This is a genomic window from Streptomyces sp. cg36, from assembly GCF_041080675.1.
Lineage (GTDB): Bacteria > Actinomycetota > Actinomycetes > Streptomycetales > Streptomycetaceae > Streptomyces.
The window spans coordinates 62,970-87,301 of the sequence record NZ_CP163521.1 but is presented as its reverse complement, the minus strand read 5'-3'; the positions used below and the strand labels follow the sequence as shown (position 1 = coordinate 87,301).

The 24,332-nt window shown below is 71.5% G+C and carries 27 protein-coding genes and 1 pseudogene; 14 read left to right on the top strand and 14 right to left on the bottom strand.

Features of this window, described 5'->3' with window-relative positions; all coding sequences use genetic code 11:
- Positions 1-2: 2 nt before the first annotated feature.
- Both AB5J87_RS38350 and AB5J87_RS38345 read right to left on the bottom strand, forming a co-directional pair.
- Entirely contained in the window at positions 3-383 is a 381-nt protein-coding gene (locus tag AB5J87_RS38350) for a hypothetical protein (protein WP_369383947.1), read from the bottom strand.
- A gap of 318 nt (positions 384-701) precedes the next feature.
- A complete protein-coding gene (locus AB5J87_RS38345; RefSeq protein ID WP_369383946.1) occupies positions 702-920 on the bottom strand; it encodes a hypothetical protein in 219 nt (72 codons plus the stop codon).
- Positions 921-1,100: 180 nt separating this feature from the next.
- Here AB5J87_RS38345 and AB5J87_RS38340 point away from each other — a divergent pair, with 180 nt between their 5' ends.
- Complete coding sequence (locus AB5J87_RS38340) at positions 1,101-1,937, top strand: Scr1 family TA system antitoxin-like transcriptional regulator (protein WP_369383945.1); 837 nt, start codon at positions 1,101-1,103, stop codon at positions 1,935-1,937.
- Positions 1,934-2,134: a DUF397 domain-containing protein gene (locus tag AB5J87_RS38335; RefSeq protein ID WP_369383944.1), complete on the top strand. Its 201-nt coding sequence runs from the start codon at positions 1,934-1,936 to the stop codon at positions 2,132-2,134. Before AB5J87_RS38340 ends, AB5J87_RS38335 begins: the two co-directional genes overlap by 4 nt.
- A gap of 14 nt (positions 2,135-2,148) precedes the next feature.
- On the opposite strand, the gene AB5J87_RS38330 is transcribed toward AB5J87_RS38335, so the two are convergent.
- From AB5J87_RS38330 to AB5J87_RS38320, 3 genes are read right to left on the bottom strand one after another with little or no spacing between them, the layout of a single operon-like run.
- Positions 2,149-2,718 (bottom strand): transcriptional regulator, encoded by a 570-nt coding sequence (locus AB5J87_RS38330; protein WP_369383943.1) that lies wholly within the window; start codon positions 2,716-2,718, stop codon positions 2,149-2,151.
- Between the two features lies 1 nt (position 2,719).
- Positions 2,720-4,321 (bottom strand): helix-turn-helix domain-containing protein, encoded by a 1,602-nt coding sequence (locus AB5J87_RS38325; RefSeq protein ID WP_369383942.1) that lies wholly within the window; start codon positions 4,319-4,321, stop codon positions 2,720-2,722.
- Positions 4,318-4,650 (bottom strand): helix-turn-helix domain-containing protein, encoded by a 333-nt coding sequence (locus AB5J87_RS38320; protein ID WP_369383941.1) that lies wholly within the window; start codon positions 4,648-4,650, stop codon positions 4,318-4,320. The genes AB5J87_RS38325 and AB5J87_RS38320 overlap by 4 nt, the downstream gene beginning before the upstream one ends.
- Positions 4,651-4,948: 298 nt before the next feature.
- Here AB5J87_RS38320 and AB5J87_RS38315 point away from each other — a divergent pair, with 298 nt between their 5' ends.
- Both AB5J87_RS38315 and AB5J87_RS38310 read left to right on the top strand, forming a co-directional pair.
- Complete coding sequence (locus tag AB5J87_RS38315; protein ID WP_369383940.1) at positions 4,949-5,857, top strand: sigma-70 family RNA polymerase sigma factor; 909 nt, start codon at positions 4,949-4,951, stop codon at positions 5,855-5,857.
- A gap of 213 nt (positions 5,858-6,070) precedes the next feature.
- Positions 6,071-7,135, top strand: coding sequence for an MBL fold metallo-hydrolase (locus AB5J87_RS38310; RefSeq protein WP_369383939.1), 1,065 nt, complete (start codon positions 6,071-6,073; stop codon positions 7,133-7,135).
- Here the strand turns inward: AB5J87_RS38310 and AB5J87_RS38305 are convergent.
- On the bottom strand, positions 7,111-8,046 hold the full coding sequence (locus tag AB5J87_RS38305; protein ID WP_369383938.1) for a helix-turn-helix domain-containing protein: 936 nt from the start codon (positions 8,044-8,046) through the stop codon (positions 7,111-7,113). The genes AB5J87_RS38310 and AB5J87_RS38305 overlap by 25 nt on opposite strands.
- 140 nt (positions 8,047-8,186) lie before the next feature.
- Here AB5J87_RS38305 and AB5J87_RS38300 point away from each other — a divergent pair, with 140 nt between their 5' ends.
- The gene (locus AB5J87_RS38300; RefSeq protein WP_369383937.1) at positions 8,187-8,384 is read left to right on the top strand and encodes a hypothetical protein; all 198 of its coding nucleotides are present in this window, start codon (positions 8,187-8,189) and stop codon (positions 8,382-8,384) included.
- A 128-nt stretch (positions 8,385-8,512) separates the two neighbouring features.
- The gene (locus tag AB5J87_RS38295) at positions 8,513-9,691 is read left to right on the top strand and encodes a hypothetical protein (RefSeq protein ID WP_369383936.1); all 1,179 of its coding nucleotides are present in this window, start codon (positions 8,513-8,515) and stop codon (positions 9,689-9,691) included.
- 336 nt (positions 9,692-10,027) lie between these two features.
- Here the strand turns inward: AB5J87_RS38295 and AB5J87_RS38290 are convergent, their stop codons facing one another.
- The 4 genes from AB5J87_RS38290 to AB5J87_RS38275 all read right to left on the bottom strand — a co-directional run bounded on the left by AB5J87_RS38290 (position 10,028) and on the right by AB5J87_RS38275 (position 14,163).
- Positions 10,028-11,365, bottom strand: a complete 1,338-nt coding sequence (locus AB5J87_RS38290) for a ParB/RepB/Spo0J family partition protein (RefSeq protein ID WP_369383935.1) — start codon at positions 11,363-11,365, stop codon at positions 10,028-10,030.
- Positions 11,362-12,618 (bottom strand): ParA family protein, encoded by a 1,257-nt coding sequence (locus AB5J87_RS38285; RefSeq protein ID WP_369383934.1) that lies wholly within the window; start codon positions 12,616-12,618, stop codon positions 11,362-11,364. Before AB5J87_RS38285 ends, AB5J87_RS38290 begins: the two co-directional genes overlap by 4 nt.
- 484 nt (positions 12,619-13,102) lie before the next feature.
- Positions 13,103-13,330: a hypothetical protein gene (locus AB5J87_RS38280; protein WP_369383933.1), complete on the bottom strand. Its 228-nt coding sequence runs from the start codon at positions 13,328-13,330 to the stop codon at positions 13,103-13,105.
- The gene (locus tag AB5J87_RS38275) at positions 13,327-14,163 is read right to left on the bottom strand and encodes a helix-turn-helix domain-containing protein (RefSeq protein ID WP_369383932.1); all 837 of its coding nucleotides are present in this window, start codon (positions 14,161-14,163) and stop codon (positions 13,327-13,329) included. The genes AB5J87_RS38280 and AB5J87_RS38275 overlap by 4 nt, the downstream gene beginning before the upstream one ends.
- A gap of 251 nt (positions 14,164-14,414) precedes the next feature.
- Between AB5J87_RS38275 and AB5J87_RS38270 the strand changes: the two genes are divergently transcribed.
- The 4 genes from AB5J87_RS38270 (at position 14,415) to AB5J87_RS38255 (ending at position 20,011) form a co-directional block, all read left to right on the top strand.
- Positions 14,415-15,491, top strand: a complete 1,077-nt coding sequence (locus AB5J87_RS38270; protein ID WP_369383931.1) for a hypothetical protein — start codon at positions 14,415-14,417, stop codon at positions 15,489-15,491.
- A 1,429-nt stretch (positions 15,492-16,920) separates the two neighbouring features.
- Positions 16,921-17,955 carry a bifunctional DNA primase/polymerase gene (locus AB5J87_RS38265; protein ID WP_369384191.1) on the top strand — a complete coding sequence of 345 codons (1,035 nt, stop codon included), beginning with the start codon at positions 16,921-16,923 and terminating at the stop codon, positions 17,953-17,955.
- 287 nt (positions 17,956-18,242) lie between these two features.
- Positions 18,243-19,613 carry a phage/plasmid primase, P4 family gene (locus AB5J87_RS38260; RefSeq protein WP_369384190.1) on the top strand — a complete coding sequence of 457 codons (1,371 nt, stop codon included), beginning with the start codon at positions 18,243-18,245 and terminating at the stop codon, positions 19,611-19,613.
- Entirely contained in the window at positions 19,610-20,011 is a 402-nt protein-coding gene (locus AB5J87_RS38255; RefSeq protein WP_369383930.1) for a DUF6009 family protein, read from the top strand. Before AB5J87_RS38260 ends, AB5J87_RS38255 begins: the two co-directional genes overlap by 4 nt.
- A gap of 192 nt (positions 20,012-20,203) precedes the next feature.
- On the opposite strand, the gene AB5J87_RS38250 is transcribed toward AB5J87_RS38255, so the two are convergent.
- Together AB5J87_RS38250 and AB5J87_RS38245 are read right to left on the bottom strand one after the other, a co-directional pair.
- Positions 20,204-20,677 (bottom strand): carboxymuconolactone decarboxylase family protein, encoded by a 474-nt coding sequence (locus tag AB5J87_RS38250; RefSeq protein WP_369383929.1) that lies wholly within the window; start codon positions 20,675-20,677, stop codon positions 20,204-20,206.
- A gap of 185 nt (positions 20,678-20,862) precedes the next feature.
- Complete coding sequence (locus tag AB5J87_RS38245) at positions 20,863-21,273, bottom strand: rodlin (RefSeq protein ID WP_369383928.1); 411 nt, start codon at positions 21,271-21,273, stop codon at positions 20,863-20,865.
- A gap of 178 nt (positions 21,274-21,451) precedes the next feature.
- Between AB5J87_RS38245 and AB5J87_RS38240 the strand changes: the two genes are divergently transcribed.
- Positions 21,452-21,667, top strand: coding sequence for a hypothetical protein (locus AB5J87_RS38240; RefSeq protein WP_369383927.1), 216 nt, complete (start codon positions 21,452-21,454; stop codon positions 21,665-21,667).
- Between the two features lie 112 nt (positions 21,668-21,779).
- On the opposite strand, the gene AB5J87_RS38235 is transcribed toward AB5J87_RS38240, so the two are convergent.
- Together AB5J87_RS38235 and AB5J87_RS38230 are read right to left on the bottom strand one after the other, a co-directional pair.
- The gene (locus AB5J87_RS38235) at positions 21,780-22,193 is read right to left on the bottom strand and encodes a rodlin (RefSeq protein ID WP_369383926.1); all 414 of its coding nucleotides are present in this window, start codon (positions 22,191-22,193) and stop codon (positions 21,780-21,782) included.
- Positions 22,194-22,376: 183 nt separating this feature from the next.
- Complete coding sequence (locus tag AB5J87_RS38230; RefSeq protein WP_369383925.1) at positions 22,377-22,775, bottom strand: hypothetical protein; 399 nt, start codon at positions 22,773-22,775, stop codon at positions 22,377-22,379.
- A gap of 304 nt (positions 22,776-23,079) precedes the next feature.
- Here AB5J87_RS38230 and AB5J87_RS38225 point away from each other — a divergent pair, with 304 nt between their 5' ends.
- The 3 genes and pseudogenes from AB5J87_RS38225 to AB5J87_RS38215 all read left to right on the top strand — a co-directional run.
- Positions 23,080-23,493: a rodlin gene (locus AB5J87_RS38225; RefSeq protein ID WP_369383924.1), complete on the top strand. Its 414-nt coding sequence runs from the start codon at positions 23,080-23,082 to the stop codon at positions 23,491-23,493.
- Between the two features lie 259 nt (positions 23,494-23,752).
- Positions 23,753-23,977, top strand: a complete 225-nt coding sequence (locus tag AB5J87_RS38220) for a chaplin (protein ID WP_369383923.1) — start codon at positions 23,753-23,755, stop codon at positions 23,975-23,977.
- 162 nt (positions 23,978-24,139) lie between these two features.
- Positions 24,140-24,325: pseudogene (locus AB5J87_RS38215) on the top strand (chaplin); the annotation flags it as partial.
- Positions 24,326-24,332: the final 7 nt, after the last annotated feature.

Genomic DNA, 24,332 nt, shown 5'->3' with positions numbered 1-24,332 from the left:
CGTCAGCCCTGGTCGCACCCCATGGTGGTGTCGCTGACCCCGTCGAACTTGCCCGCCCACTCCCAGTTGTTGGAGTAGTCGTCCGGGTAGATCGCCCGGTACAGGCAGCGGCCGGCGTTCTGGTAGCTGATCGCGTAGACGGTCTTGGTGACGTGCGAGTCGAAGGAGCGCGCCTGACGCTTCACGCGCTGCTCGGCCTCCTTGTATCCCGGCGGCGCGTAGTCCCAGGCGCCGCCCGCGCCCATCTGGTTGGGGCCGGACCAGAAGTACACGTGTCCGAGCGGCACGGCGTGCCTGGTGGGGGCCGAGGAGGCGGCGGGCGTGAGCGCCGCGGCGGGCAGGAGCGCGGTGATGGCGGCGATGGCTACCGCGAGTGGTCGCATATGGGTAAATCCCCCGAGTTTGGTTACGGAAAGTAATCACTCATGACGCGGAGTGTCTTCCCATGGAAACCGGGGTTACGCCTGGGACCGGGCGAATCACCCTTTCGGGTGGCCGGGGCGGATCGCTGAACGAAAGCGGTGGGGCCGGACCAAAGGACAACGGGTCCCCGGCCGTCCGGGGCGTCGGACGGCCGGGGCCCGTCGCTGGCCCGACAGCGCCCCCCAATGGTCGGGCGCCCTGGGGTCGGGCCATACCGCGTCGGCCGCTTACTGCCGGCGCGGGGGTTCGGGCGGCAGGTCAGTCCTGGTGGCGCGCGGTCACGGGCGCGTCCCCCGCCGCACGCGCTCGGCCAGGCGCTCCACCACCTGGGCGGGCAAGTGGCCGACGTACACCAGCGCCTCGCCCTTGTGGCTGGCGCCGGACCGGACGCTGTTCACCGTCCGGTCCGGCGCCTCCACCAGCCTCAGTACGTCACGGAACGCGTCGGCCGCACTGTCGGCGGTGGCGTTGCTGTCGCGCCATTCCTGCATGGTCATGGGCATGGTTGTCCCCAGCTCGTGAGTGGTGTTGATGTGCGGAGGGGAGCGCGGCCCTCGGCGCACCCCGCTCGATGCACTCCTCTCCGTAGCGGCATCACTACCGACGCGATGCAGCGTGACGTACAGTCAGAGGTTCTTCAACTTGGCACCTGCGGAAGAAAGGTTGCCCAACACCCCATGAACCGCAAAGAGTTGGCGCCCGAGAGCAGTCCCCAAGCCGCCTTCGGGGCGCGCCTGCGCAGTTCCCGCGAGGCGCGCGGCTGGAAGCAGGAGGACCTCGCCGGGCGGATGAGCTACTCCAGTACGCACATCTCGGCGGTGGAAACCGGTCGCAAGGTGCCGACTCTGCGGTTTTCGCGCAGTGCCGACGTCGCCTTCGGCATGGCAGGGACGGTCGACACCTTCGAGCGCGAGTGGCGCGAGATCCGGCACGGGTCGCTGCTGGAGGGCTTCCCGGAGTACGTGGGCCACGAGAGCCGCGCGGCGGAGATCCGCCTGTACGAGGTGGGGATCATTCCCGGGCTGCTGCAGACCCCGGAGTACGCGGCGGTCCTCGCCAGGAGCGCCATCAAGCGGGGCGCGATCACCCCCGAGCAGGCCGAGGAGCGGGTGGCTCTCGTCGCGGAGCGGCAGGCCGCGCTCGTCCGCATGCCGCCCCCGCTGGTCTTCGTGGTGCTCGACGAGAGCTGCGTCTGCCGGTCCGTGGGCGAACCACCTGTCATGGCGGGCCAGTTGGACCGGCTTTTGGAGTTCGCCGCGAGGCCGACCACCGTGTTCCAGATCGCCCCGTTCACCATGGGTGAGCGTCGGCCCTTCGACCTCCCCATCACGGTACTGACCCTGCCGGACCGGTCGCTGATGTCGTACGCCGAGTCCGCCCAGCGAGGCCATCTCGAACGGGAAAGCAACGTGGTACTGCCTGTGTTGACCGCCTACCATCAATTGCAGGCCGAAGCGCACTCTCAGGCGGCATCTGTGGCCATGATCGAGCAGTTACGAAAGGGCACCCCGTGACCAGCGCACCCTCTCCCCAATGGTTCAAGTCCTCGTACAGCAACAACGGCGGCCAGTGCATCGAAGTAGCCGCCAACCTCGCCGCCTCGCACGGCGTCGTCCCCGTGCGGGACAGCAAGCTGATCGACAGCCCCGTGCTCCTCCTGTCCCCGGTCTCCTTCGCCCACCTCGTGGAGTACGCCAAGCGGGCCCGGTAGCCGGGGTGGTGGGGTCAGGCGGCGAAGCCCACGTTCGTCACGTACTCGTACTGGCCCCACTGCGAGCCCAGGTCCTCGATGACGAGCGTCCACGCCGCGTCCAGGGCCTCGGGGTCGTCCGTCGACCAGGCGGCCACGATCCGGTCCCAGCGGCGGACGTTCAAGGAGCGGTACTCGACGACCCGCTGGCGCGGGCGCGGGACCTGGGACTGGTTCAGGGGGTGGAGCTCCACGCGGGTGCCGCCCGCCGCGTTGAGGCGGCGCAGCAGGTGGCGGGCCACGTTGTGGCGGCGGACCGCCCGGTAGGCACGGTCGATGCGTTCCAGGTTGACCCGGGAGGGGTTGCGGGTGCCCGCCAGCCACGCCTTGAGCGTGCGGTCGGTGACCGTCAGGCCCGCCTCCTTCGCCGCCGCCCAGGCGTGCGGGGTGCGCGAGAGGTAGTGCAGCCGGGCCAGCAGGCCGCGGCGGACGGTCACCGGGGTCGCGATGCCGCCCGCGAGGGAGTCCAGCACCCGGCCCACGGCCTCGCTGCCCTTGATCCCGCGCGCCCCGTACTTGCCGAACTCATTGCTGTGGTCGGGCACTTCAGTCCTCCTGCTCCGGGTCCGGCTCGCCGACCTCGTAGGTGTCCTTCACCTTGACCTCGCTCACGCCCCGCCCCTCGGCGAAGACCCGGCGCCAGTCGCCGATGACGTGGAGCTCGTCGGTGCCCATCGCCCGTACCACGGCGAGTCCCTCCTCATGGGCCTTGAACGCCTTCATCCAGAGGTTGGCGAACGCCTGGGAGCGGATGATGTGCATCCAGTCCGGACGGTACAGCTCGCGGTTGTAGTTGGACTCGCCCATCGTCGACACGAACTTGGAGTACATCGCCTTCACGTACTCCAGCGTCACCTCGTCGCCGTCCGCGATCGCCGTGTCGCGGGCGTCCTTGAGGGCGACGCGGAACTTCTCCAGCAGGTTCTCGGTGGCGCCGGAGGTGAACGACTCGTGGATCTCGGGCGGGTCGCACAGGCCGTACTTCGGGCCCGACAGGCGCAGCAGCAGGCGCAGGGTCGGCTCGGTCACCCACAGCGGGCCCGGCTCGTCGCGGTTGCCGATCGGGTTCGGCAGGACCGCCTCGTGGTCCCAGTGCGGCGGGGTGATCAGGTGGACGCCCGCGCGGCGGCGGTCGTGGGCGAAGCCGGTGGAGTGCTCCAGCTGGCCGATCGGGAGATGGGTCTTGAGGGCCGACAGGTAGGCGCCGTTGATGTCGAGCGCCGTCACCTCGTGCTGCCCCGGCGGCAGTTCGTGCCGGGTCCACTTGGGGCGGGCCTCCCAGATCTGGTCCGGGCCCTTCGCCGTCTGCTTGCGCAGCACGTCGGGGATCCAGGGGTGGGCCACGATGTCGTACCGGGCGCCCCTGCGGGTCTCGTCGAGCAGCCGCATCGCGTCCGGGATGGCCCGCTTGAGCAGGGCCGCCGTGGCCGCGTCCACGTCTCCCCCGTGCTCGCCGAGGGCCGCCTTGACCGCCTGGCCCACCAGGTCCGGCATCGCGGACGGCTCCTGGAACGCGCGGCGGGTGGGCGGGCGCTCCGACGAGGACGCGGACGAGGACGCGGGGGCGGGGGCGGGGGCGGATTTGGGGTGCCGCTTCGGCTGCGGGCCGCTCGCCTCGCGGGGTGTCCGCGTACGGGCCGGGGCTGCGGCCTGGGCGGGCTCGGGTTCGGGGGTGCGGGCGGGGGCGGCCGTCGGCGGGGCCGGGGCCGGGGTGCCGCAGTCCGCCGGGTCCAGGTGCTGGGCGAATCCGGCCACCCGGTGCCGGGCCGGGGCCCCGCACAGCACGCACGGCTCCGGCGCCGCCAGGACCTCGACGTCGTCGTCCATGTCCGCGTCCGAGGCGGCGTCTTCGGCGTCTTCGGCCGGCGCCTCGGGCTCCGCGGCGGCGGCCCCGGGAACCTCCTCCGGCTCCAGCTTGGCGCGCAGGCCGTCCAGGAGGTACGCGTACCGCGTGCGGGTCTCGCCGGACGGGTCGCGGCCCGACTCCCAGCCGCCCACGGTCGAGGGGCTCACCGACAGGGCGCGCGCCACCTGCGCCTTCGACAGGTTGGCACGTTCACGCAGCCGGCGGCGCTCGTCGGGCTCGGGCAGCGGCTCCTGCGGGCCGACCTCGGCCAGCAGCGAGTCGATCGCGTCGAAGTCACTCACCGGCCCGCCCCTTCCGCCTCCACCTGGTGTGCCCGTACGGCCGCTTCCGTCTTCATACCGTCCGCCCGCGCGGTGGTATCGACGGCGCGCGCACGGGCGGGCAGCGCCTCGCACGCCCGGGTGGGGCCCGCCAGCAGGTCCAGGGGGGCGATGCCGAAGTGCTCGGCCAGCGCGTCGCAGTCGCGCAGGCTCCATGCCGTGGAGCCGCTCTGACGGCGTGACACCTGGGTCTGGGTGAGGCCGAGGACCGCCGCGAGGTCCCGCTGCGACTGGCCCGTGGCCTGCATCAGCGCGCTCACCGTCAGTCTCAGCAACTCCTCCAGCCCCATGGCCGCCATCCTATCCGGGGCGACGCGGAAAACGCATATCTGAATGCGATAGAGCATCATCCATGCGGATTCCGCCTGCCCACGGCTTCCCCTGGCCATGGCCGCCCCGACCGGGCGCACCCGCGCACGCGAGGTGCCCGCCTTCCTCGTCAACGGGCGGCACCCGACCGGACTTGAGCGCGCCGGAGGGGTGGAGGCCCTCGTGGGCGTGCTTGATCGACTGGTCACCCTCGCGCGCGACCGCCGATCGTCTGGTGGTCTACTTTTCGGCACACCGATATCGAGGGGGACATCGACCATGGACGAGCAGCGAGGGCCGCAGGACGGGCTCCTGACGACGCTCACCGAGCGCTTCGAGGCCGACCGGACGCATCTGCGGTCCGTCGCGTACCGCATGCTCGGCTCGCTCAGCGAAGCGGAGGACGCCGTTCAGGAGGGGTGGATCCGCGCCAGCCGCGCCGACATCAGCGGCGTGCAGAACCTCGGCGGATGGCTGACCACCGTCGTCGCCCGGGTCTGTCTGAACATGCTGCGCTCGCGCCAGACCCGCCGCGAGGACCCGCTGGACGTACAGGCCCCCGCCGTCGAGGCCGACCGGGAAGGCGGGCTCGACCCCGAGCAGGAGGCGCTGATGGCCGACTCCGTCGGGCTCGCGCTGCTCGTGGTGCTCGACACCCTCTCGCCCGCCGAGCGGCTCGCGTTCGTGCTGCACGACATGTTCGCCGTGCCCTTCGACGAGATCGCGCCGCTGATGGAGCGGACCCCGGCCACCGCCCGCCAGCTCGCCAGCCGGGCCCGGCGCAAGGTCCAGGGCAGCACCCCGCTCCCGGAGGCGGACCTGGAGCGCAAGCGGCAGGTCGCCGACGCGTTCCTCGCCGCGACCCGGGGCGGCGACTTCGAGGCCCTGGTCACCCTGCTCCACCCGGACGTGGTCCTGCGCGCGGACAAGGCCGTCGGCCCGACCCCGGCGGCGATCTTCCTCAGCGGCGGTGCCACCGTCGCGAAGGCCGCGATGGCGGCGATGGGTCGCGCCCGGTACACCGGGATCGCCCTGGTGGACGGCATGGCCGGACTCGCCATGGCGCCGCTCGGCCAGCTGCGCCTGGTCCTCAAGTTCACCGTCGCGGACGGGCTGATCACCGAGATCGACGTCATCGCCGAGCCGGAGATCGTGTCCGGCATCGAGGTCGCCGTCCTCGCGGCCTGACGGGCGGCATCGACACCGGCATACGGACCACTCCCCCCAACCACCCTACGCCCGGCGGTAGTTGAGCCCCCGTACAGGCGCGGGCGGGCGGGGCGGGACCGGCGACGGCCGGGGTGCATCCGAGTCATCGGGGGCACCCCGGCCGCTCGCTGTCACCACAGTCACACCGCCTTTCCCCACCGGAGCGACGGCGCCGCCCGCAGAATTGCAGGCATGCCTATTCCTTCCGAACTCCACCGTCTGGACAAGCACGTTCACGCCTGGCTGCCCGACTTCCCGGGCACCTGGGGCATGGCCAACTGCGTGGTCGTGGGCTCCGGCCGGGCCGACGTGCCCGAGGCCCTGCTGGTGGACACCCCGTACACCGCCGACCTCACCCACGCCCTGACGGCGGCGGCCCGGCGCGTCCTCGCGCCCGGGGCCCGGATCTCGACCGTGGTGAACACCCACGCCAACGGTGACCACAGCTACGGCAACGGCCTCTTCCCCGACGCGGAGATCATCAGCACCGAGGCCAACCTGGCCCATCTGTGCGCCGAGCCCACTCCCCCGCAGCTCCAGGCCGTACTCGACGGCTGCCGGCCCGAAGTGCCCTTCGAGCGCTATCTGCTCACCCACTTCGGCCGCTACGACTACAGCGGGCTCGACGTCGTCCCGCCGACCCGGACCTTCAGCGGCCGTCTCGACCTGCTGGTCGGGTCGACGCCCGTCGAGCTGTACGAGGTGGGGCCCGCGCACACCGCCGGGGACCTGGTGGTGCACCTGCCGGAGAGCGGTGTGGTGTGCGCGGGGGACGTACTGTTCGCCGGGGACGTGCCGGTGCACTGGGCCGGGCCGCTGGACGGGGTGATCGCGGCCTGCGCCAGGATCCTCGCGCTGGACCCGCAGGTGGTCGTGCCCGGCCACGGGCCGCTGCTCGGGCCGGACGACGTGCGCGCGTACATGGCGTACCTGGCGGAGCTGCGCGACCGCGTCCACGAGCTGCACCGCGCCGGGACCGGGGTGGAGGAGGCGTCGCGGGTGGTGCTGCGGGAGCTGCGGCGCCCCGAACTCGGGCTGTGGGAGCGCCTCGCCGTCCTGACGGCGGTGGAGTACCGCCACCTCGACGCGTCCGAGGAGCCGTTGCAGCTGGTCCAGATGCTGGCCACGGCGGTCCGGCTCGCGCCGGACTGCGTGCCGGACGCGGTGGCCGGGCGCCCCGAGCCGACGGCCGCGCTGCGGACGGGCTCGGCGGACGGTCACGCCGTAAACAATCACGCGGTGGTCGCCGACAGCTGACGCGACCAGCGCGGTGGCGCGGCCACGCACGGGAAGTCGAACGGGGTCAGCACGAAGGTGAGGCGGGTCAGGCCCAGGATGTGGGCGCGGGTGGGCACCTCCTCGACCAGCCTGCAGATCTGCAGGCCCCGGCGCGGGTCGGGGTGGCGCAGCACCCGCAGGGGGCCCTCGGGGTGGGCCGGGTCGGCCGCCCCGTCCGGGGCGCAGCCGTCGACGGCGTCGCGGCACAGGGCGCGCAGCGAGGGGCGCCGGTGCACATCGGCGTGCAGGGCGCGCAACCCCGGGTCGTGCGGGTCCTGTTCGCGCGCCGCCGCCAGCGCGGACAGCAGGGAGATCCGCCAGTCGGCGTGGTTGACGAGGAGGCTGCCCGCCTCGGGGTGCAGCAGGCCGAACCGCAGGAAACTGGCGGCCGGGTCGGCGCGGGGGTCGGTGCCCAGTCCGGTGAACAGGTCGCGGTAGGCGTCGTTGGCGGCCCGCACCTGCCAGCGGTGGTCCATCAGGAGGGCGGGCAGCGACAGCGCGTCCATCAGGACGTCGTAGTCGGCGAGGAAGGCCGCCTCGGCCTTGCCGGGGGCGCGCCCGCCCTGCGGGTGGGGCTGGCGTACGCGGGCGGGCGGGCGGCCGACGGTGAGCCGGAACAGCCGCTCCACCTGGTAGTCCGTCATCTCCAGGACATCGGCGAGGGCGAGGAGCTTGCCGTCGGTCCACTCCTTGACCCGGCCGCGCTCCCAGTTGCCGTACGCCCGCGAGCTCACCCCGAGCCGTTCGGCCACGGTCTCCTGGCTCAGCCCCAGGTGGTCCCGGCGGCCCCGGATGAGCTCCTGGAGGGGGTCGGGGCGGGCGGGCCGCCCCCGTGCCCCCGCCCGTGCCGGATTCCCGGTCCCGCACGCACCGCGCACACTCACCGTCATGGTCGTCCCCGTTCCCCGTCCCCGTGGTGTGAGGGTCTTCGGCCGTCCCGTGCGGTGGCGGATGCCACAAGTTGCCCACCGCACCGTAGTGTTGACGCTCCGTCACCTCTTTACGTGATCCTGCAACCCTCTCGCAACCCATGTCAACCGGGTACAGCGGCGGCCGGCGCCACGGCCCGGCCGAGATCGCCAAGGCGTACGGCTCCACCCGGACGTGGCCGTCGGCGTCCTGCGCGGCCCCGGCAGACCCCCGGCTCGCCGCTCCCCCGCTGTCGGCCGCCGAACTCGGTCCGGTCCACACGGCCCTGACCGGCCTTCCTGGCCGGATCCCGCCCTGACCGGATCTCGCCGGAGAAAAACCCGCCGGAAGCGCCGTTTCCTGGTCATGGTCCCCCTCCTCCGATAGGCATCGAGTCCCGCGCACCACACGGCGGGACAGCGACAGCCACGAGTGGAAGGGGGATCCATGCACAGCCTCGCGTCACCGGATCGCGGGACCGGGTACGAGAGCCGGAACATCGTGTACGAGACCTGCTGGGCGGGCGAGCCGCGCGATCCGGACGGGGAGCACGACTCGTACGGGGAAGGCGGGGTGCGCGGAGAAGACGATCCGCCCGGGGCGGGCTGGCCGCACGGGGCGGGCGGGCTGTTGTTCGGCGCTCTCGCCACCGCCCAGCGCCAGGCGGAGCACGCCTACCTGCTGACGTGCGGCGGTCCGGGCGGCACCCCGCCCGCCGACGGCGGACCGGGACGGCTGCTGTGGTCGCGTCAGGACCCGCACGCCGCACGGCCGTACGAGACCTGGACCCTGTTCGACTCCGGTGAACGCACCCCGGTCTCCATCAGGGCGCGGCCCGTCCACGACGGAGCCGTGCTCCCCACCACCGGTACAGCGTGGCAGCCGGGCTCCCCGCAGCCCTGCCCGCCGCCCCGACCCCGGCGCGGCGGCCGGGCCGTCCACGGCCGGGCGAGCCCGGAGTACCGCGCCCTCACCCCTTCGGGCGCAGCACGCGGCGCGGCTTCGGCGGGCCCGTACGGCTTCCGCGCCCCGGCCGTGTCGTCGGTCGAGGAGCTGCTGGGCCGACTGCGCGACCACCCGGGCCTGTCCGAGTCGATGTACGCGCTGTGCGGGTTCGACCTGTCCTGCCGTGACCACGGAGAGGTGCTGACGTCGTCCTCCGGCGAGCCGGTGGAGGGCTTCGCCGGGGACGACGTCGGCGGCACCTACTTCCTCTACGGCGACCCCGACGAGGTGCCCGCCGTGGTGTACGCGAGCCCCGAGGGCGAGGGCGGCCTGATCGCCGACAGCCTCGGCGACGCGCTCCGCGTCATCATCGGACTGCCCGGCTGGCAGGACTGTCTGCGGTTCTCCGCGGGTGGCAGCCTGACGGCGATGCGGGCGGCGGCAGCGTACTTGGAGAACGACCTGCGCCGCGTCGAGCCCCACCTCACGGCCCGCCGCGCCCATCTGGCGGGCGCCCTCTCCCTGGACCTGCCCCCCGCCCATCTCCTCCTGGCCCGCCTCCAGGACGCGGTGTCGCGGACCACACCGTCGTACGTGCTGAGGACGGCCCGTGGAGACACGTACACCTCACTGTTCGGCACGCTGACGCCCATGGACAATCCAGGGTGGTGCGGGCCGTAGGGGCGTACGGCGGGGGGACAGGGGCGCGGTCGGCGTCCCCTCCCCCACCGATTTCAGGCCACGTTCGCCACCTTGAGGCCGTGTACGCCTCGCTGGCGGCCTCGTACGCACTCCCGGACCGGATCACACCGGGCCCCACCTGAACGGCCGCCTGAGTGCCCATTCTGGGGCTCATTTTTTGTCCCTATTGCGGCAGTTGCGTTTTTGGGACCTTTTGCGGCGTCCTTGTGTCGGGGTGCTCAGATCTCTGCGGTTATCACGGCGTGATAGGTCAGGGGCCGCCCCGCGGCTCGCTCGACCTATCACGCCGTGATAATCCGGCCCCTCCCCCGCGCCTCAGCCCGTCGCCGACGGTTCCGTGGCGTTGGCCTCCCGGGTTGCCTCTTCCTGAAGGCGTACGAGCATCCGGCCGCGCTCCGCGGAGTTCATCCGCGAGATCGCGATCTCCGCACAGGCGACACCGTCGTTCCAGGGCATCTTCACGACGGGACGCGCACCGGGGGTGGAGGGGGCCTCGGGGCGGGGGGCCGGGAGGTCGTTTCCCTGAGCGGACGCGGGCTGGGAGGCTGCGGCGGGAGCAGGGGCCGGGGCGGCGCCGGGGGTTGAGCCATCACGGCGTGACAGCTCGGTGGCAGCCTCACGGTCATCACGGCGTGATGGGCCGCCCCCGTTTCCACGGCTATCACGGCGTGATAGGTCAGCCTCGGCTTCACGGCTATCACGGCGTGATAGATCGGCGTCGGCCTCATGGCTATCACGGCGTGATAGATCCGCACCGGCTTCACGATTATCACGGCGTGATAGGTCCCCGTGCTCGACCCCACTCCCCCGGCCCGAGCCATCACGGCGTGATAGGTCGGCGCCGGGTTCATCCATGGAGCTATCACGGCGTGATACTTCGGTCTCCCCGAGGGAGCTATCACGCCGTGATAGCTCCGCCGCCCGCTTGCTCGCCTCCCGGCGTTCCTCCGCCGCCACCGCGCGGGCGTCGGCCTGGGCGCGCTGCTCCTCGGCGTCGTACTTGGAGAGGTTCCGTACGTGCTCGACCTTGCGGCGGCCCTCCAACAGGTCGGCCTGGAGCTCCGGGGCCAGGTCCAGGACCGACAGCTTGGAGGAGATCGTGGACTGGGCGATACCGAGGCGCTTGGCGGCGCGGCTCTGCGAACCGTAGAACTCCACCAGCTTCTTCAGCGCCTGCGCCTGCTCCAGCGGGTTCATGTCGTCGCGGTGGACGTTGGCGACGAACGCCGCCTCCAGCAGCGACTCGTCCGTGGAGACGAGGGCGTTGTCGACACTGACCCGTACGGTCGGCACGCCCGCGAGCCGGGCCGCCGCCAGCCGGCGGTGACCGTCGATGACGATGAACCGGGTGTCGGGTTCGAGGTCGTCGGCCCGTTCGGGGCGCTCCCGCAGATACGCCTCGACCGAGGCGACCGTGATCGCGGTGACCAGGCCGACCTCGCGGATGCTCTCCGCCAGGCCCTCCAGATCGCGCAGCTCCTCACGCGGGTTGTCGGGGTTCTGGCTGATGCGGCCGACGGGCAGTTCCGTCGGATCGGGGACTCCGGCGGTGGGCGCCACGGTCGCGGCGCCGATCGCGGCGCGCCGCGCGGACACCGCACGGGCCTGTCCGAACGAGGATCCCGCTCCGAGGTTCTTGGCCTTGCTGCTCACTTGCTGATCTCCCGGGCGAGGGCACGCAGCCCCACGGACTGGTCGCAGCGCGGGGCGTACGACAGGAGCGGACGCTTGACCCGTACCGCTTCCTTCTGTTCTTTCAGGTCACCGATGACGCCGACGACGCGCGGGTCCTTGATGTCCATCCAGGACTGGAGGGAGGACGTGGCGATGTAGCCGCGCCGGGCGTCGTAGTGGTTGACGACGATGCCGAGGTAGTCGAGCTCCAGGGCAAGGTCGGTGCGCATGTCCTCTATCTGCGACGTCAGCAGGTCGTAGGCGTCCGCGCTGCTGTCCTCGGCCTGCACGACGATGAGCGCGCCGGAGTTGCCGGGCACCTCGTCGGGGCGGCGGCGTCCGTAGTACGCGGCGGCGTCCATGCTCAGGCCGAGGCTCGGCGGGCAGTCGATGAGGATGACGTCGTAGTGGGCTTCGAGGGGCGCGAGGGCCCGTTCGAGCGCGGCTTCCCGGGCGCGGACGGAGGCCAGGCGTACGTCGAGGAGGAACGCGTCCGTGCACGCGGGCAGCAGGTGGAGCCGGTCCCCGAAGCGCTCCTCGTCGATGGCGACGATCACTTCACGCAGCTCGCCCTTGGCGTCGCCCGCCATGTGGTTGGTGAGGGAGTCGCCGCCCATGGGCAACGGCTCCTCGCCGAGCTGCTTGGTGAGGTGGCCCTGCGGGTCGAAGTCGACGAGCAGGACGCGCTGGCCGAGACCGGGGAGGTCTTCGAGCGCGAGCGGATCGCTGCCGCCGTCACCCTCGTCGAGGAGCGCCGCGAAGTGCTTCGAGACGCGTACGGGCATGAGGGCCGTGGGGTCCTCGGCCAGCGCCTCACCCGTACCGGCGGTGATCGCGGTCTTGCCGACGCCGCCCTTCTGGTTGCAGACGACGATCCGCCGCACGATCGCGGGGCGCCGGACGGCGGGGGCCGGGTGGTGGTCGAGCCACACCTGTACGGACTGGGCGAGGCCCTGGATGAGGGAGACGCCCCGGTCCTTGCAGTCGGTCCGGAAGCCGGACCACTGCTCGGCGGGCAGGAAGGTGGCGAACGATTCGGCACCGGAGGTGTCGATGGGGGAGAGGTTCGAACCGAGGCTGCGCCAGGTCGTGATGCCGGTCTCCACGGCTTCCTGGATGTCGACGCCGAGCTGAGCCGCCCGGATCTTCAACTCCTGGCGAAGCCGCAGGGGGAGCTTCGAGACGACCTTCTCCCGGTCGCTTCTGGATGCAGATGAGGTGGGTGAGGTCATGGAACGTAACTGTACTAACGCTGGAGATCGTTTGATGGATCGACACGTTAGCTTTCTGGCTTGGTTGGTGGGGGAGTGGGGGAAGAAACCGCCCAATAGGGATGAAGTGGTCGGTGGGGGAGGGGAGTTATCACGCCGTGATAGCCCTGCACGGCCCAACGGCCCCATCACGGCGACCTATCACGGCGTGATAGGTCGGTGCTTCGGCCCGCCGAGAAGAACGAGGCGAGTCGTGACCTATCACGGCGTGATAGCTCGGCCCCCGTCCGCCGGACCGGGCCGGGAGGCCCCCGAAGAGTGGCGGGACCTATCACGGCGTGATAGGTCCCGGGGACGGGCGACAGGGGAGCAGGACCTCCCGACTCCGATGGCCGCACCTATCACGGCGTGATAGGTCCCGGCGGTGAGTGAACCGGGGGAGTGGGGCATCCCCCTTCACGGCGGCTCCACCTATCACGCCGTGATAATCCGTCCCCGCCCCCGACTACGTCAGCGACACGTACAGCACTCCCACCATCCCGTACACGCCCGTCACCACTCCGCCCCACCCGCACGCCAGCAGGATCTTGCTGCGGTGGCGGATCTCGTACGGGTCGTGGGGCGGGCGGGTGCTGAATCTGGTGCGCAGGCCCCGGTGGTCGGTCAGCAGCGCCAGCGACGTCAGCGTCCAGATGACGAAGACGAGGAGCAGGAACAGGTCCAGGGTGCTCATGGATGTCTCGTACTCTCCGCCCGCAGCATCGGCGTACGGGCATGCCTGCGGCGTTCGCCGGGATGGAAGACCAGGATGATCATGCGGGCGCCGGGCGCGGCCATCGGCTGTGCGGCGCAGACCGTGACCCAGCCGGAGCCCAGGGCGAGGTGGCACAGGGGGCGTTCGTCGCCGTCGAGGGGGAGGTGGGCGCCGGCCCGCTCGTAGATCCGGGAGGAGACCGGGTCGGCGAGGACCTCCTTCTCGATCTGCTTGAGGGTCTCGTCGTGCGGGTCGGCCGCGAGCGCGCCGCGCAGATGGGGGAGGGCGAAGGGTGCCCACGAGTTCTCCCAGTCCAGCAGCATCGAGCGGGCCGCCCGGTCCACGACCATCCAGCGCATCGTGTTGTGCGGGACGCGGCCCGGCGGGAACAGCGCGGTGAACGCGGAGTTCACCGCCAGCAGGTTCCAGGAGCGGTCGTGGACGTACGCCATGTGCGCGATCCCGTCGACCGCCTCCTGCCAGACGCCGGGGATCTCCTGGCCGGAGCGGGAGTTCAGGGGGTGCGGCGGATCCTGCCCGAGGCCGTAGCGCCACAGCGCCGTCCACTCCTGCTCGTTCATGTCGAGCAGCCGGGCCACGTCCTCCAGGAGGTCGGCGGGCGGATGGGGATAGCGGCCGGACTCCAGGCGCCCGTAGGTGTCGGGGGCGCGGTGCAGCAGATGGTCGATCTGGGCCTGGGAGAGACCGGGGGCGCGGCGGCCCTGCCGGGTGGGCCGGTGCAGGCCGTGGCTCTCGGGGGTGATGCGGGCGCGGCGTTCGCGCAGCAGGCCGCGCAGAGCAACCTTGTCCATGAATCGTGTGTCCCGTGCGTGGGCGGCGCCGCACGCACGGGCGCCGCGATGAGCTGTGCCGGTGTTCGTATGTACGTACGTACTTGTGCGAATGTTTTCGGCCGCCGTCGAGTCCTCCGGAAGGGCTCGGCGGCGGGGTTCGTGCAGGTCCCACGGGTACGCTGCCTCGTCTGACATGCGGCGATCAAGCGGTGACGGTTGCGTGCGTACGCCCGGCGTACGCACGCATGCCACCGACGGGGGCGAACCAGGTGGAGAGCGACATTCCGGTGCGGGGCACGGACGCGGCTGCCGGAGCGACTGGAGCGACCGAAGCGACCGGGACGGCCGGCGGGCCCTCGGCAGCGGCTCCGGGCGGAGCCGTCCGGCTGCCGCCCGAGGCCGTCGAGCTGTACGGGCGGATCACCCGGCACGAAACGCTGACCCCCCGTGACGAGCCGGTCCTGGCCCGGCTGGTGGAGCGCGGCCTGGTGGCGGTGGACCCCGATCTGCCGGACATCCCCGTCGCCCTGGACCCCCAGGAGGCGGCCCGGCGGCAACTGGACGCCGATCTGCGGGAGATGGCGGCGCGGGCGGCCCGGATGGCGGCGATACCGGAGGACGCGGACGAGCTGAGCGTCCACTTCGAGCGGGCCAAGTGGCGGGCGGGGCGCGGCTCGGAGTTCCTGACCGAGCCCGGACTGGTCAACGCCCGGATCGAGCACGCCATCAGCCAGGCCCAGGGCGAGCTGCTCACCGCCCAGCCCGGCGGGCCGCGCACCCGGGACCTGCTGTCCGTGGCGATGGACCGGGACAGCCGGGCGCTGGAGCGGGGCGTGAGCGTGCGCACGCTCTACCGCGACAGCATGCGCGACGACGAGGCGACCCGGGAGTGGGCGCGGGTGATGACGGGCAAGGGCGCCCAGTTCCGTACGCTCATCGGGCCGTTCCAGCGGTGCATCATCGTGGACCGGCGCACCGCGTTCATCTCGGACCACATCGTGAACTCCGTGCCCAGCCACGCCGCCTGGCACGTCCTGGACCGGGCGGCCGTCGCGTACATGGCGGAGGGCTTCGACCAGGAGTGGCGGCGCGCGGAGATCTGGCACGGCGACCCGCGCCCCTCGGACGTGGCCGCCGGGGCCCGGACGACCCGGCTCCAGCGGGAGATCCTGCGGGACACGGCGGCGGGCATCGAGCAGCGGATCACCGCCCAGCGCCTCGGCATCGGGCTGCGCACGCTCTCCAAGGAGATCGGCAAGCTGCGCGAGCTGTGGCAGGTCTCGACGCTCGCCGAGCTCACCTACTGCTGGGCGCTGTCGGCGGAACGGCTGATCGACGACGAGTGAGCCAATTGGTGAGCGATCGACGACGGGTGAGACGGGCGGGGCGCCGGGAGGGGCGTGCGGCCCGAGGGGCGGGGGAGGGGTGGCGGGGGTCCCGGGGCAGGTTTTCCGTACCGGTTCACCCACCTTTTTTAGGCGGAGAAATCATCGGGAGAAAACTCGGTCCGCTCTGTTGCATGCTGAGCCAGGCCGATCGGAGAAGCCCGCAACCTGGGGCAACGCCGATCTGTACGTCCGCTGTCACGGGGGACTGCCATCCGCACGCATGCCAGAACCGGCAGTGCAGGGCTCGTCGAGATCCTGCCGGGCATCGCGCGGGGCCGGGTGTCCCAGCCGGGACGCCCGGACGCTGCCGAGTCCCGGCCAGCCTCCCGTGGCACAGCGCCGGCGTGCCCGGCGCCCGTCCCGCCCGCAGGCCCGGCGTGGACGGTCGCCCGACATCCTTCCCTCCCGCCTCCTCCCCGGCCGCTCGGGCCGACAGCGACTGAAGCTCCCGGGGACGCCTCGGGCTGCCGCAGCGACTGAAGGAGCGCGGCTGCTGGAGCGACCGGAGCTACCGGAGCGACTGAAGCCGGGAGACGGTTCAAAAAGCGGCCCAGGGAGCGGGGAGGACCGGCGGGGGACAGGGCGGTCGTCCGGCCGCCGGGCGTACCCGTAGGACGTGCTCCGGGGCGTACGCGCTGTTCAGGGCAGCTACTCAAGCGACTGAAGCGACCGGGAGCCGGACATTCTTGGCGTGTCCCGGACCAATCGCGGGGGCATGTCCGCGGTTCAGTCGCTTCAGTCGCTTCGGTAGCTCGCCCAGAAGACTTCGGTCGCTGCCGTTCAGTCGCTGCGAGAGGCTTCAGTCGCTGTTACGCCTGGTAAGGGTGACGGCGATTTGGGTGTTTTGTGATCCCAGCTACTGAGGCGAGCGACCGGCAGTGCTTCAGTAGCTGTTCAGTCGCTGCCACAAAACACCAGGTCAGAGGGGGTAGGCTCGCCCAGACAGCGACTGAAGCGACTCTGGCTCCTATATTAGGTACGGGTTTTGGGGTTTTCCTCATGTGCGCGTGCGACTCATAGATAGGGAGTTTTAGTCGCTCTCAGTCGCTTTTGGATCTGTACACAGCCTCTGACCTGGTGTTTTACTCAGCACCGAAGACAGCTACCGAAAAACGCTCAGTCGCTGTCCTTCAGTCGCTGTCGCTCGTTGAGTAGCTGGGCCCCCGAGCGGGCCCGCTCAGCGGGGCCTCCGACACGGCAGGCGAATGCGGGGGCCTTTGCACTCCCCGGTGCCTATGCTTCGCTAACCTATGTCCGTCGTTGAGTCGCTTCAGTCGCTGAGTAGGGGAACCACATGACTGCTGAGCTGCGGTTTTCACGCAGCGATTCAGAGCAGTCAGCGCCTGGGCCGACGCTCGCCGAGCTCGCGGGCACGGGTCCGCTCGCTCTGGCGCGGGGCTGCGCTGCCCGGGGCTGGCCCGTGCACCCCCTGGGGGCGGGCCGGAAGACTCCCGTGGCCAACTGCTCGCGCTGCCGCCGCCCGGGCCATCGCCACGACGACTGCGCCTGCGTGGCCGCCGGCCGCTGGTGCCACGGCTTCCAGGCCGCCACCACCGAGCCCGCACGGGTCGAGCGCTGGTGGGGCGGCGGCTCCGCCCTCGGCGTGGGCGTCGCCTGCGGAGCCGCGGGCCTCGTGGTGATCGACATCGACGACCACGCCCAGCCGCTCCCGGGCCGCGACCGGATCCTGCCGGGCATCCCGATCCACGACGCCGTCGACCTGCGGGGCATGACCAACGGCTTCCACAGCCTGGCCGTCCTGGCCGCGCTGCGGGGCGAGCGGAGCCCGGCCGACGACACGTCAACCCTGCGCGTGCGCACCCCCTCGGGCGGGCTGCACGTCTGGTACCGGGCCGTGCCGGACGGCCGCCGCTGGCACTCCTCCGTGGGCCAGGGCGGCGGCTGCTCCCTGGCCTGGCAGGTCGACGTACGGGCGCACGGCGGGTACATCGTGGCGCCCGGGACCGTCACCCCGGCGGGGACGTACACGCCCCTGGAGGGCGCCGGTGACCCCGCCGAGCTGCCCGCCTGGCTGGCCGAGGAGCTGTCCCGCACCGGGCATCTGCGGATCGCCCGGCGCGTGGCGCGCCAGCACGCGCCCAACCGCGCCCGCCAGGCCGTCATCGCCGCCGGCGGCGGCCGTGAGCAGGCCACCCGGGTGCTGGCCGCCGCCCTGGCCGAGGTCGCCGACTGCGCGGCACTCGCCGAGGGCGCGGGCTTCACGGACAAGCTGAACCGGGCCGCCTACACCGTGGGCGGGCTGGTCGCCGCCGGGTACCTCGGGCAGGACGCGGGGGAGCGGGTGCTGCTGGAGGCCGCCGAGTACGCGCGCCCGGGCCAGGAGCGCCGGGCCGCCCCGATCGTGCGCGGCGGCATGGCCGCGGGCTCCCGCCGTCCCCTCGAACTCCGGAGCCGCCCGTGACCGCCTCCGGCAAGGGCAGCGGCGGAGGCGGCCGGGGCCACGAGGACGTGCTCTTCGACTTCGACCCGCAGCTGGTCGCCTCGCAGATCCTGGCGCACTCGGCCGACCCCGGCCCCGCCGAGGCGCTGCTGCCCGCTCAAACGGGCAGCCAGGGCCCTTCCGAGGGCCGTCCAGGACCCGGCCCGGCCCCTGACGGGGCGTCGGACCCGGAATCCGGCGAGGATTCCGCCGCGCCCGCGACGGCCCCGGACGCGGCGGCGGACGCCAAGTCCTCCACCCACGCCGGGCTGCTCCCCGACACCCTCACCGACCGCGGCAACGCCAAGCTGTTCGTGAAGCTGTTCGCGGACGACTACCGGCACGTGCCGGGCCTGGGCTGGTACCGCTGGAACACCACGCGCTGGCAGCTCGACGAGGACGACACCGTGATGTGGGCGGCCGGGGACCTGGCCGAGAACATCGCCGCCAACGACCCGCGCGGGCTCTACACCGTCCAGTCGCTCCAGCAGCACCGCCGCCGGGCCCTGTCGACGGCCGGGATGAACGCGATGCTGGCGCAGGCCCGCTCGGCCCCGGGCATGGTCCTGAACGCGGCGCTGCTGGACGCCGACCCGTACGCGCTGTGCACGCCCGCCGGGATCGTGGACCTGCGCACCGGGCTGCTGCGCACGCCCGACCCCAACAAGGACTTCCACTCCCGCTCCACCTCGACCGGGCCCCGCCAGATGCCCACGCCCCGCTGGAACAGGTTCCTGACCGACACCTTCGGGGAGGACGCCGAGTCCGCCGAGATGATCGGGTTCCTGCACCTGCTGCTCGGCTACTCGATCACCGGTGACGTGGGTGGGCAGATCATGCCCTTCCTGTTCGGATCGGGCAAGAACGGCAAGTCGGTCCTCCTGGACGTGGTGATGAAGCTGCTCGGCGACTACGCGGACGCCGGGCCGCCCGGGTTCCTGATGGCCCGGCCCTTCGAGGGCCACCCCACCGACCTCGCCGAGCTGCACGGGCGGCGCGTGATCGTCTGCTCCGAGGTCAAGCCGGGCGACCGGTTCGACGAGGCCCGGGTCAAGCTCCTCACCGGCGGCGACCGCATCAAGGCCCGCCGGATGCGGCAGGACTTCTTCAGCTTCCAGCCGACGCACAAGCTCTGGCTCCTCGGCAACCACCGCCCCGAGGTCGGCACCGGCGGCTTCGCCTTCTGGCGCCGCATGCGGCTCATTCCGTTCGAACGGGTCGTGTCCGACGAGCGCAAGATCGACAACCTGGCGGACGTGCTGGTCACCGAGGAGGGCCCCGGCATCCTCAACTGGCTGATCGACGGCGCCCGCCGATATCTCGGCGGGGACAAGGATCTGACCGGCCCGGAGCGGGTACGGATCGCCACGACCGTGTACGCCGAGACCGAGGACCACACCGGACGCTTCTTCGAGGAGAGCTGCGCCCTGCACCCCGACCACCGTGCGGAGCAGACCCGCCTCTACGCGGCGTACCGGGCCTGGTGTCAGAATGAGGGAGCACCCGTCATCACCTCCCGCGCGTTCGCCGCGCGCGCACGCGAACTGGTCGGGCTCTCCTCGCCCAAGGAGATGATCTTGTCCAATTCGCGGAAGTACTACCCGGGCATCGGACTGCTCGCCGACGAGGAGAGGGCATGAGCTCCCTGATCACGGACGACGAGATCAGCCACGAGACCGAGCTGGTCTGGCTGGAGGACATCTCCGGTCTCGACTACGTACGCCAGAGCCTGGACCGGCTCTCCACCCGCCGCAGCAAGCCCGCGTACCACCGCGACGGGCGGATGGTCGGCTACGCGCTGCTCGGCCCCAAGGCGAAGGCGTCGCCGTCCTCCGGCACCTGGCGCCGCCGCGTCTTCTGGGTGCTGCCGCACGACCGCGACAGCGAGCCGGACGGCCTGTACGCGACGGGCGCCCCGGCCGAGGCCATCGACCCGCGCACGCTCGCCCCGGGCAGCAAGGGACGCAAGACCGAGCGCTCCGAGGGCGGACCCCCGTCCTCGGCGATGCGCGAACTCGGGATAACGCTGCCGCTCTGAGCCCCGCGCGGGACCCTCCCGGCCCCGCCCACCCGCCGTCCCGCCGGGCTCCGGGGGCGCCCTTGCGGGCGACTTCGTACGACGGGCCGGTCCGTACGAGGGGCCCGGCGACGGGCCGCTACCGGGCCGCAGTCGTACGCGGGCCCGCCCGCAGGCCCGTACGGCAGCCCGTACGACCTGCTCCCGCGGCCCTCACCAGGTCGCCCCGGCCGGCTGCCGGGTCGTCACGTTGAGCCGGTTGAAGAGGTTCGTCAGGGCGATCCACAGGGTCAGCGACGCCAGCTGCGGCTCGTCGAAGTGGCGCGCCGCCTCGTCCCAGACGGCGTCCGGCACCGGGTCCGGGCGGTCGTCCAGCCGGGTCGCCGCCTCCGCCAGGGCCAGCGCCGCGCGCTCGGCGTCGGTGAAGCAGCCCGCCCCGCGCCAGGCCGCCACCGCGTCCAGGCGCTCCGGGCTCTCCCCTGCCTTGCGGGCGCTGATCACCCCGCCGTGCAGGCAGTACGCGCACCCGTTGATCTGACTCGCCCGCAGATGCACCAGCTCCAGCGTCGACTGGGGCACACCGCCGCTCCTGGCGGCCTCCAGCACGCCGAGCAGCGCCCGCATCGCCCCTGGCAGCACCACGCCGGGGTTGCGCATCCTGGCCGGGGGCACAGTCGTGGCCGTCATCCGTCGTCTCCCATCGCCGGGCCGTAGCCGGGTGACCGTTGTGCCGGTCCCCTGACGACCAACGAGCCAGTACCGCAAACGGGACGATGCGCACCGAAAGACGATGGGCACCGAAAGAGACCGGGCCGCCGCCACCGTCCCGGAGGGAGGTGGCGGCGGCCCGGTCGCCACTGCGCGAAGCGGCCTCAGCTGCCGTTGGCGCCGTTGCCCGAGAGGACCGGGATGTTGTTGAGGATGTGCGAGGCCGGCTCGTCGCCCTTGGCCTGCGTGGAGTTCTCGGTGCACTGCTGGTTCTGCGGCGCCGACAGGATCGGGATGTCCTGGAGGACGCCGACGGCGGCGACGCCGACGATGCCCTGCGCGTTCAGCTTGGCCGGGACGCCGAGGCAGAGCTTGTTCAGCGAGCCCTGGACGGCACCGAGCTGCGGGCTCATGTCGCCCTTGCTGACCTGGTTGCCGAAGGACTGCTCGGCGTCGTTCCCGCTGAACGACGTGGTCCCGCCGTCATTGCCGATGGCCATGGCCTGGGGCGCCACCATCATCGTGACACCGGAAACGGCTGCGGCGACGGCCGCGGCCGACCACAACTTCTGCATCTTGGCTCCTCTAAGGGGTCCGACTCCAGGACGGAGATCTGCAACCGTCAACGGGTCGGATCGGGTGCTGGTTGCTGTGAGTTGCGATGAATAGCCCGAATGGCTCATTGCCGCCGTCAACCGGCGTCCCGCGCGGTATGGGTGAGGCATCCCCGTCCGCCGCCTGATGCGAGGAAAGATGACGCAGCCCGAACGCGCCTGGCACAGACAGGCGTTCATCCCCGCCAGCCGCACCGAGACCCCGTCAGCCCCCGCGTCGGCGCCGGGGCCGGTCGCCGGACCGCCCATCTACCAGGAGCTCGCCGCCGCCTGGGCCGCCCAGGGCCGCACCCTGCCCGGCCGCCCCGACCGCGAGTGGACCGCCGCCGTGACCCGCCCCTGCTGGCCCGTCTGAGCCCGGCGGGCGCCGCGGCCCTGGGCACGCGAAAGGCCGGACCACCGGGAGTGAGAGCGGTGGTCCGGCCTTGTCACCGGCGCGCGGTGCCGGGCGCGACGGTCGGGGTGCGTCAGCTGTGGCTGGCGCCGTTGCCCGAGAGGACCGGGATGTTGTCCAGGATGTGCGACAGCGGCTCGTCGCCCTTGGCCTGGGTCGAGTTCTCGGTGCACTGCTGGTTCTGCGGCGCCGACAGGATCGGCACGTCCTGGAGGACGCCGACGGCGGCGAGGCCCACCAGGCCCTGGAGGTTCAGCTTGGCCGGCAGGGCGATACAGGGCTTGTTGAAGGAGCCCTGGATGAGCGCCATCTGCGGGCTCATGTTGCCGTACGTGGAGGAATTGCCGTAGTTCTGCATGGCGTTGTTGCCGCTGAACGTGGTGGTGCCGTTGTCGTTCCCGATGGCCAGGGCCTGGGGAGCCGCAGCCGCGGAAACTCCTACGACGGACGCGGAAACGGCAACTGCCGCCATAGCCTTCTTGAGCACGCTGGTCCCTTCTTAATGAAAGCCCCGGGCCGGAATGGGCATCCCGTGTGGACGCCCCGTCCGAGGCTCTCGCGAGCTATCTGGTCAACTGACTTGTCGCGCTTTGGTTTCCCGCCTTCACCCGTACGGCCGAACGCGGGGGGCAGGCCGCGGTGCCGAGCGGGTGAAAACGGGTGCCGGACGTCAACTCCGTTTGGCGGCGGGCATGTTGGGGCGCCGGTGCAGATGGAGGAAGGACAGCCGCGTATTGGTCTCGCCGGTGCGCGGCCGGTCCGGGCCCGCGGCGGGCGGGCGGTCGCCGAGGCCGGCGAACAGGTCCCAGTCGTCCGGCGCCACCCGCCAGGACAACCGCCCGGCCGCCGTGTGCACGTGCACCAGCGACCAGCCCGTACGCTCGGAGGTGATGTCGCCGCCGTGCAGCCGTGCCACGTACGAGATCAGGGCGGCGCGTTCCTGGTGCAGGGCGTCCAGCTGATGGTGCAGGGCCGCAAGACGGTCGACCAGCCTCAGCTCCCGGTCGCTCCAGAAACCGCGGCGCCGCCGTTTGGCGGTGCTCGCGTGAGCCGCGCTCGCGCGCTTCAAAGGACCTCCTGTTGTGATCCCGCTACCACTGGTGAAGAGCTCCGCACGGTTTTGCGCACACCTGTCCTTCCGTACAGCTTTCCGGCGAACGGACGGAGAGCGAACGGCAGGCCCGGCAGAGCTCCGGAGAAACGAAACGGAATGATAAACGGCCTGTAGGTGCGCGCCTCCGTGGCGCGCCGCGCGGCAGCCTCAATTCCCTTCCCCACCGATCGGGTGAATGAGCGTCACTAAACGTCGTGCAAGACAGTTGATCGGAGTGCAGTAAACGCGTGAACTCCTCTCTCCAGAAAAGGGACTCCCTGTGATCAAGAAGGTTATGGCGGCCACGGCGGTCACCGCGTCCATCCTCGGCGCCGCGGCTGCCACCGCTCCCCAGGCCCTGGCCATCGGGAACGACAACGGCACCACGTCGTACAGCGGCAACGGCGCCAAGCAGGCCTTCGGCAACCAGAAGACCGAGGGCGACATGAGCCCGCAGCTCGGCCTGGTCCAGGGCACGCTCAACAAGCCGTGTGTCGGCCTCCCGGTCAAGGCCAACCTGCAGGGCCTGGTCGGCCTCGCCGCCGTCGGCGTCGCCCAGGACATCCCGGTCCTGTCGGCCCCGCAGAACCAGCAGTGCACGGAGAACTCCACGCAGGCCAAGGGCGACGAGCCGCTGTCGCACGTCCTGTCGAACATCCCGGTCCTCTCGGGCAACGGCGCCGTCGGCAGCTGAACCCCGCCTTCCGGCGCGCTCACTGAGTGACGGAGCTGTCGGCACCCTTTTCCTGGGGTGCCGACAGCTTTATTTTGCTTTTCGGGCCCGTTGTCGTCCGGCTGGCAAGCGAGTGAATATGCGGTGTATTTTCCGGCGCTGGTTTCCTTTGCCGGGCCGGATCGTTACCCATTTGTCTGCGGTGCCTCTCGGGTGCGCCGTGCGCAGCAAATTCGCTGCGAGGGCCATTCTCCAAGGAAAGAGAAAACAAGTGAAGTACATGAAGACTGCCACCGTTCTGGCCGGCCTCCTCATGGCCGCGGGCGCGGCTGCCCCGGCGATGGCCGACGCGGGCGCCGACGGTGCGGCCATCGGCTCCCCGGGCGTCCTGTCGGGCAACCTGATCCAGGTCCCGGTCCACGTGCCGGTCAACGTGTGCGGCAACACGGTCGACGTCATCGGCCTGCTGAACCCCGCGTTCGGCAACACGTGCGTCAACCGCTGACGCAGCACCACGGATTTCTCCGGCCGGCTTCGGGACGTGCGGCGGCATATCCCGAAGCCGGTTGCCGTACCGCGTGATTGAGCGCATCGAGAGCGTGAGCAGAACGTGAGCCAGGAAGGCACCGCATTGCGACAGGTCATCAAAAAGACGCTGTTCACCGCCATGGCGGCGAGCAGCGTTCTCTCCATGAGCGGAACCTGCGCTCACGCGGTGGGCGCCCATTCCGAGGCCGGCGATTCCCCCGGATTCCTGTCGGGCAACTCCATTCAGGCGCCGCTCGACGTCCCGGTGAACGCCTGCGGCAACACGGTCGACCCGGCGGGCGGGCTCAACCCGTCGTTCGGCAACAGCTGCG

Excerpts from the sequence above, each read along its gene's own strand:
- AB5J87_RS38350 (WP_369383947.1), bottom strand. The coding sequence starts at position 383 with ATGCGACCACTCGCGGTAGCCATCGCCGCCATCACCGCGCTCCTGCCC.
- AB5J87_RS38345 (WP_369383946.1), bottom strand. The coding sequence starts at position 920 with ATGACCATGCAGGAATGGCGCGACAGCAACGCCACCGCCGACAGTGCG.
- AB5J87_RS38340 (WP_369383945.1), top strand. The coding sequence starts at position 1,101 with ATGAACCGCAAAGAGTTGGCGCCCGAGAGCAGTCCCCAAGCCGCCTTC.
- AB5J87_RS38320 (WP_369383941.1), bottom strand. The coding sequence starts at position 4,650 with ATGGGGCTGGAGGAGTTGCTGAGACTGACGGTGAGCGCGCTGATGCAG.
- AB5J87_RS38315 (WP_369383940.1), top strand. The coding sequence starts at position 4,949 with ATGGACGAGCAGCGAGGGCCGCAGGACGGGCTCCTGACGACGCTCACC.
- AB5J87_RS38310 (WP_369383939.1), top strand. The coding sequence starts at position 6,071 with ATGCCTATTCCTTCCGAACTCCACCGTCTGGACAAGCACGTTCACGCC.
- AB5J87_RS38305 (WP_369383938.1), bottom strand. The coding sequence starts at position 8,046 with ATGACGGTGAGTGTGCGCGGTGCGTGCGGGACCGGGAATCCGGCACGG.
- AB5J87_RS38300 (WP_369383937.1), top strand. The coding sequence starts at position 8,187 with ATGTCAACCGGGTACAGCGGCGGCCGGCGCCACGGCCCGGCCGAGATC.
- AB5J87_RS38295 (WP_369383936.1), top strand. The coding sequence starts at position 8,513 with ATGCACAGCCTCGCGTCACCGGATCGCGGGACCGGGTACGAGAGCCGG.
- AB5J87_RS38285 (WP_369383934.1), bottom strand. The coding sequence starts at position 12,618 with ATGACCTCACCCACCTCATCTGCATCCAGAAGCGACCGGGAGAAGGTC.
- AB5J87_RS38280 (WP_369383933.1), bottom strand. The coding sequence starts at position 13,330 with ATGAGCACCCTGGACCTGTTCCTGCTCCTCGTCTTCGTCATCTGGACG.
- AB5J87_RS38275 (WP_369383932.1), bottom strand. The coding sequence starts at position 14,163 with ATGGACAAGGTTGCTCTGCGCGGCCTGCTGCGCGAACGCCGCGCCCGC.
- AB5J87_RS38255 (WP_369383930.1), top strand. The coding sequence starts at position 19,610 with ATGAGCTCCCTGATCACGGACGACGAGATCAGCCACGAGACCGAGCTG.
- AB5J87_RS38250 (WP_369383929.1), bottom strand. The coding sequence starts at position 20,677 with ATGACGGCCACGACTGTGCCCCCGGCCAGGATGCGCAACCCCGGCGTG.
- AB5J87_RS38245 (WP_369383928.1), bottom strand. The coding sequence starts at position 21,273 with ATGCAGAAGTTGTGGTCGGCCGCGGCCGTCGCCGCAGCCGTTTCCGGT.
- AB5J87_RS38240 (WP_369383927.1), top strand. The coding sequence starts at position 21,452 with ATGACGCAGCCCGAACGCGCCTGGCACAGACAGGCGTTCATCCCCGCC.
- AB5J87_RS38220 (WP_369383923.1), top strand. The coding sequence starts at position 23,753 with ATGAAGACTGCCACCGTTCTGGCCGGCCTCCTCATGGCCGCGGGCGCG.